The sequence below is a fragment of the Actinomadura sp. WAC 06369 genome, assembly GCF_003947565.1.
Classification (GTDB): Bacteria; Actinomycetota; Actinomycetes; order Streptosporangiales; family Streptosporangiaceae; genus Spirillospora; species Spirillospora rifamycini.
Window position 1 is genome coordinate 1 of the sequence record NZ_QHJN01000274.1, and the last position, 6131, is coordinate 6131.

The 6131-nt window shown below is 72.8% G+C and carries 6 protein-coding genes; 1 reads left to right on the forward strand and 5 read right to left on the reverse strand.

The window, feature by feature from the left end:
* The first annotated feature begins 275 nt into the window (after window positions 1–275).
* On the forward strand, window positions 276–1964 hold the full coding sequence (locus DMH08_RS37835) for a substrate-binding and VWA domain-containing protein (protein WP_158642462.1): 1689 nt from the start codon (window positions 276–278) through the stop codon (window positions 1962–1964).
* Window positions 1965–2025: 61 nt separating this feature from the next.
* Here the strand turns inward: DMH08_RS37835 and DMH08_RS37840 are convergent, their stop codons facing one another.
* The 5 genes from DMH08_RS37840 to gap form a co-directional block, all read right to left on the reverse strand.
* Window positions 2026–2400, reverse strand: a complete 375-nt coding sequence (locus DMH08_RS37840) for an RNA polymerase-binding protein RbpA (protein ID WP_084551273.1) — start codon at window positions 2398–2400, stop codon at window positions 2026–2028.
* An 81-nt stretch (window positions 2401–2481) separates the two neighbouring features.
* Window positions 2482–2721, reverse strand: a complete 240-nt coding sequence (secG, locus tag DMH08_RS37845; RefSeq protein ID WP_026406094.1) for a preprotein translocase subunit SecG — start codon at window positions 2719–2721, stop codon at window positions 2482–2484.
* 163 nt (window positions 2722–2884) lie between these two features.
* Window positions 2885–3676, reverse strand: coding sequence for a triose-phosphate isomerase (gene tpiA, locus DMH08_RS37850; RefSeq protein ID WP_026406095.1), 792 nt, complete (start codon window positions 3674–3676; stop codon window positions 2885–2887).
* Between the two features lie 4 nt (window positions 3677–3680).
* Window positions 3681–4868, reverse strand: a complete 1188-nt coding sequence (locus DMH08_RS37855) for a phosphoglycerate kinase (RefSeq protein WP_026406096.1) — start codon at window positions 4866–4868, stop codon at window positions 3681–3683.
* An 88-nt stretch (window positions 4869–4956) separates the two neighbouring features.
* Window positions 4957–5955, reverse strand: a complete 999-nt coding sequence (gene gap / locus DMH08_RS37860; protein WP_125621039.1) for a type I glyceraldehyde-3-phosphate dehydrogenase — start codon at window positions 5953–5955, stop codon at window positions 4957–4959.
* Between the last annotated feature and the right edge of the window lie 176 nt (window positions 5956–6131).

Here is a 6131-nt window from a genome sequence, read left to right on the forward strand (position 1 = left end):
ACCCACCCCAACGCCCGCAAGCCTTGGGGTCGGCAGCGGGCGGAGGGGCTCGGCGAGTCCGCTCTTGCGGTTGTGGTGCGTCGATGGGCACATCGTGCTCGCGACCGATGCCGGGGCGAGCGGAGGTTCGCGCCGTTGTGCGTTCGGTGTCCGGTTCGGGAGGCCGGACGAGTGCGAGACCGGTGATTTCGCCGATGCGGCGGGCGGCGGGTGTCCCCAGAATGTCCGGCCGAGGCAGAGGCGGCGGCGCGGCCGCCCGGGGATCGAGGGTGAACGTGAGCGGAGCTCATCGTGCGGGGGGCCCGCATGGCGGCCGTGCCCGGCGGGTGCGGCGGGCGCTGGTGATCGCGGGGGCGGCCCTCGCGGTGGTGGCGGGGACGTCCGTGTACGCCGTGTCGGAGAGCGGCGGGTGCGGCGGGAGCCCGGTCGCGCTGGACGTGGCGGTGGCGCCGGAACTGGTTCCGGCGGTGGCGCGGGCCGGCGACGACTTCAACCGGCGGGAGCGCCGGGTCGGCGGCAGGTGCGTGCGCGTGGCGGTGCGCGCCGCCGGCCCGGCGGGGGTGGCGGCGCTCCTGTCGGGCCGGATCCCGCCGGACGCGGGGGTCCGCCGGCCGGACGTGTGGGTGCCGGACTCGTCGCTGTGGCTGCGGACTCTCGACGACCCGCCGGAGACGGTCGGGGGTCCGGTCGCGCGGTCGCCGCTGGTGGCGGCGGTGCCGCGGCGGCGGGCCGACGACGTCGCCGCGCCGACGTGGGACGGGCTGCTCCGGGCGTCGATGCCCGGAGCGGGGGACGCGCGGTCGATCCGGCTGATCGTGGCGGACCCGGCCCGGACGGGCGCCGGGCTGACCGCGCTGCTGCTCGTGCACGCGCGGCTGCACGCGGCGCAGGCGTCGTTCGCCGCGTTCGCGCGGGCGGCGCAGGAGAACATGGCGCAGGACGCGGCCGGAGCATTCAAGTACCTCGCAGGAGGCGGGGAGAGCATGCTGCCCGTGCTCCTCGTGCCGGAGCAGAGCGTCTGGGCGTACAACCGCACGGGGCCGAAGGCGCCCGCGGAGGCGGTGTACCCGCGGGAGGGCACGCTGTCGCTCGACTACCCGTTCGTGCTCGTCGATCCGGAGCGGGACCAGGCGGCGCGGCTGTTCGAGGGGGCGCTGCGCACGCCGGGGGCGCGGGACGCGCTGCGTGCGCTGGGCTTCCGCGACACGGGAGGCGCGCCGCCGCCGGACTTCCGGAGCGCCGCGGGCGTGCGGGCGCAGCGGCCCGCGGAGCTGGCCGCGCCGACGTCCGAGGAAGTGCGGGAGGTCGCGCAGGGATGGGCGCGGCTCGCGCTGGGGTCGCGGATGCTGTCGGTGATCGACGTGTCGGGGTCGATGGCGGCGAAGGTGCCGGGCACGGACCTGACGCGGCTGCAGGCGATCGCGCAGGCGTCCCAGCAGGGGCTGGCGCTCCAGCCGGACGGCACGGAGCTGGGCCAGTGGGTCTTCTCGACGCGGATGGACGGGCGGCGGGACTGGCGCGAGACCGTGCCGATCGGCCCGCTCGGGGAGCGGATCGGGTCGGCGACGCGGCGGCAGCGGGTGCTGGGCACGCTCACGTCGCTGCGGCCGAAGCCGGACGGCGACACGGGCCTGTACGACACGCTGCTCGCGGCCGTGGCGTTCATGCGCCGCACCCACAAGCCCGAGATGATCAACACCGTGCTGGTGTTCACCGACGGCCGCAACGACGACCCCGACGGGCCGTCGCTGGACGAGGCCATCGCCCGGCTGCGGGACGGGAGCGACCCGCGGCGGCCGGTGCAGATCATCGTGATCGGGTTCGGGCCGGAGGTCGACACGGGCGAGCTGAAGCGGCTCGCGGACGCCACGCGCGGCAGCGTCTACACGGCGGACCGGCCCTCGGACATCCTGCGGATCTTCGGGGAGGCGACGGCCCGCAGGCTGTGCGCCCCCGACTGCTGAACGTCCGGACGCGCCGCGGCCCGGCACCCGTCCGGGTGCCGGGCCGCGGCGCGGAACCGCGTCAGCCGCGGGCCGCGGCCTCCATGTGCTGCTTGACCGCGGCGCGCTTCTCCCGCAGCTTCGCGAGCGCCTCCTCGAGGATGGCCTCGCCGTCCTCGTCGCTGCGGCGCTCCTTCACGTAGGCGAGGTGCGTCTTGTACGGCTCGGTCTTCGGCGGAGCCGGCGGGTTGTCCGCGTCCTGCCCGGCGGGGAACCCGCAGCGCGGGCAGTCCCACGTCTCGGGCACCGCGACGTCGGTCGCGAAGCTGGGGCGGGTCTCGTGCCGGTTCGCGCAGTAGAAGGTCACCCAGACGCGGGGCGCGGCGTCGCCGCGCTCCGCCTCACCCATCGGACCGGCCCCGACGCGGCTGCCCCGAATCGCGTTGCCACTACCCACGGACTACTCCTCGTTCACTCTGCCGCGGCCGCCCGTGACCTCGGGAGGACGGCACGGCGCTCGTACGGTGGATCAGGCGGCTCAGCCCGCGTCGCCCTTGAACAGCAGCGCCAGCACGATGATCGAGGCGAACCAGATCACCCCGGTGCCGACGGTCAGCCGGTCCAGGTTGCGCTCGACCACCGACGACCCGCCGAGCGACGACGAGACGCCGCCGCCGAACATGTCGGACAGGCCGCCGCCCTTGCCCTTGTGCATCAGGACGAGGACGACCATCAGGAGGCTCGAGAGGATGAGCACGGCGGACGTTGCGATGATCACGGTTCAAGCGCCTTCTCTGGCCGGACCCGCATGAGCGGGACGTGTCTGTGGTTCAAGGTCGAGGGTCGAGCCGGGCGGTTTACCCGTCCGCCTGAAAGGGTACGACGAACTACCCGCTGGTTCGGCAAGAACCCCCATGTCACGAGGAATTGATCACTTTTGATCAGGCCGGAAGGTCCCGGTACCGGCAGATCTTGACGAATTCACCGGGGTCCAGGCTGGCACCTCCCACCAGGGCGCCGTCCACGTCGGCCTCCTGCATGAGCTTGGCGACGTTGCTTCCCTTCACCGAGCCGCCGTACAGGATACGCACCCGGTCGGCGAGATCCCCGTCGTACAGCTCGGCGAGCCGCGTGCGGATCGCGGCGCAGACCTCCTGCGCGTCCTGCGGGGTGGCGACCTCGCCGGTGCCGATCGCCCAGACCGGCTCGTAGGCGATGACGACCTTCTCGGCCTGCTCGGCGGGGATCTTCTCCAGGCCGCCGTCGACCTGCGCGAGGACGTGCGCGACGTGCTCGCCGGCCTTCCGGACGTCCAGGCCCTCCCCCACGCACAGGATCGGCGTGAGCTCCGCGGCGAGCGCCGCCTTCGCCTTGGCGTTGACGACCGCGTCGTCCTCGTTGTGGTACTGCCGCCGCTCGGAGTGCCCGACGACCGCGTAGGTGCAGCCGAGCTTGGCGAGCATCGACGCGGCGATCTCCCCGGTGTAGGCGCCGGACGCGTGCTGCGACACGTCCTGCGCGCCGTAGGCGATCCCGAGCTTGTCGGCGTCGACGAGGGTCTGCACCGACCGGATGGCGGTGAACGGCGGGACGACCGCCACGTCCACGGCGTCGTAGTCGGCCTCCTTGAGCGCGAACGCCATCTTCTGGACGAGCGCGATCGCCTCGAGGTGGTTGTTGTTCATCTTCCAGTTGCCCGCCATGAGCGGCTTGCGGGAAGGTGCGGCTGCCATCGGGTCAGTCCTCCAGTGCCTGCAGGCCGGGGAGCGTCTTGCCCTCGAGGTACTCGAGACTCGCGCCGCCGCCGGTCGAGATGTGGGAGAAGGCGTTCTCGTCGAAGCCGAGCCGCCGGACGGCCGCGGCGGAGTCGCCGCCGCCGACCACGGTGAACGCGCCCGAGTCGAGGAGGCCCTGGGCGACGGCGCGGGTGCCGTGCGCGTAGGGTTCCATCTCGAACACGCCCATGGGGCCGTTCCAGAAGACGGTCCCGGCGCCTTCCAGCCGGGACGCGAACAGCTTGCCGGACTCGGGGCCGATGTCGAGGCCGAGCCGGTCGGCGGGGATCGCGTCGGCCGGGACGACGGCGTGGTCGGCGTCCGCGGCGAACGCGGTCGCGGCGACGACGTCCACCGGCAGGACGAACTCGACGCCGTTCGCCTCGGCGCGCCGCAGGTACTCGCGGACGGTGTCGAGCTGGTCCTCCTCGAGGAGGCTCCGGCCCACCTCGTGGCCCTGCGCCTTGAGGAAGGTGAACACCATGCCGCCGCCGATGAGGATGCGGTCGGCCTTGCCGAGCAGGTTGTCGATCACGCCGAGCTTGTCGGAGACCTTGGAGCCGCCGAGGACGACCGCGTACGGGCGGGCGACGTCGGCGGTGAGCCGGCGCAGCACGGAGACCTCGGCGTCGATCAGCTCGCCGGCCGCGTGCGGGAGCCGCGCGGGCACGTCGAAGACGCTGGCGTGCCGGCGGTGCACGGCGCCGAACCCGTCGCCGACGTAGCAGTCGGCGAGGGCGGCGAGCTCGTCGGCGAACGCGCCGCGCTCGGCGTCGTCCTTGCTGGTCTCGCCGGGCTCGAAGCGCAGGTTCTCCAGCAGCGCGACGTCGCCGTCGCCGAGGCCGCCGGCGGCGGCGCGGGCGGACGGGCCGACGACGTCGTCGGCGAACACGACCCGGGTGCCGAGCAGCTCGCCGAGCCGGGTCGCGACGGGGCCCAGCGAGAACTCGGGCCTGACCTCGCCCTTCGGACGGCCGAGGTGGGCGCAGACGACGACGCGGGCGCCGCGGGACCGCAGCCGCGAGATCGTCGGCAGCGCCGCCCGGATCCGGCCGTCGTCGGTGATCGTCCCGTCTTCGAGCGGGACGTTCAGGTCCGCGCGGACGAGCACGCGCCGACCGGCGACGTCGAGATCGTCAATGGTGCGCATCGGGATGCGGTGTCCTTCCGGATACGGCCCCGCCGTGGCCGCGCGCGTCGCGCGGCCACGGCGGGATAGACGGGCTCGGAACTGCGCGTCAGAGCTGCGCGCCGACGAGCTTGACGAGGTCGACGAGGCGGTTGGAGTAGCCCCACTCGTTGTCGTACCAGCCGACGACCTTGACCTGGTCGCCGATGATCTTCGTCAGGCCGGCGTCGAAGATGCAGGACGCCGGGTCGGTGACGATGTCGGCCGAGACGATCGGGTCCTCGGTGTAGGTCAGGTAGCCCTTGAGCGGGCCCTCGGCGGCGGCCTTGAACGCGGCGTTGACCTCGTCGACGGTGACGTCGCGGGAGACCTTCGCGGTGAGGTCGGTGGCGGAGCCGGTCGGCACCGGGACGCGCAGCGCGTAGCCGTCGAGCTTGCCCTGCAGCTCCGGCAGGACGAGGCCGATCGCCTTGGCGGCGCCGGTGGACGTCGGGACGACGTTCAGCGCGGCGGCGCGGGCGCGGCGCATGTCCTTGTGCGGCGCGTCCTGGAGGTTCTGGTCCTGCGTGTAGGCGTGGATCGTCGTCATCAGGCCCTTCTCGATGACGAAGTTGTCGTGCAGGACCTTCGCCAGCGGGGCCAGGCAGTTGGTGGTGCAGGACGCGTTCGAGATGACGGTGTGGGCCGCCGGGTCGTACTTGTCCTCGTTGACGCCGAGCACGACGGTCAGGTCCTCGTTCTTGGCGGGCGCCGAGATGATGACCTTCTTCGCGCCGTTGTCGGCGTGCACCTTGGCCTTGGTGGCGTCGGTGAAGAACCCGGTCGACTCGACGACGACGTCGACGTCGCCCCACTTGATGTTGGCGGGGTCGCGCTCGGCGAACGCCTTGATCGTCTTGCCACCGACGACGATCTCGTCGGCCGTGGCGTGCACGTCCTCGGGGAAGCGGCCGAGGATGCTGTCGTACTTCAGCAGGTGGGCGAGCGTGGCGTTGTCGGTCAGGTCGTTGACCGCCACGATCTCGATGTCGGCCCCGCTCGCCTTCACGGCGCGGAAGAAGTTCCGGCCGATCCGGCCGAACCCGTTGATGCCTACTCGGATGGTCACGGAACGGCTCTCCTCGTACGTCAATCGCCCGGCGCGTCGTCCAGGACGGTTACGGTCGGTGCAGGGATCTCCGGGGATCTCCCCGCCTCCGACCCTATCCAATGACCCGCCGGTAGCTTGACACCGGTCACGTGGGAAACGCCGGGTGACCCGCCCTCCCCCGCGCGAGGGAGGCC

What these genes read in the sequence shown, in the direction of transcription:
- DMH08_RS37855 (WP_026406096.1), bottom strand. Translation starts at nt 4,868, where the DNA reads ATGCGCACCATTGACGATCTCGACGTCGCCGGTCGGCGCGTGCTCGTC.
- tpiA (WP_026406095.1), bottom strand. Translation starts at nt 3,676, where the DNA reads ATGGCAGCCGCACCTTCCCGCAAGCCGCTCATGGCGGGCAACTGGAAG.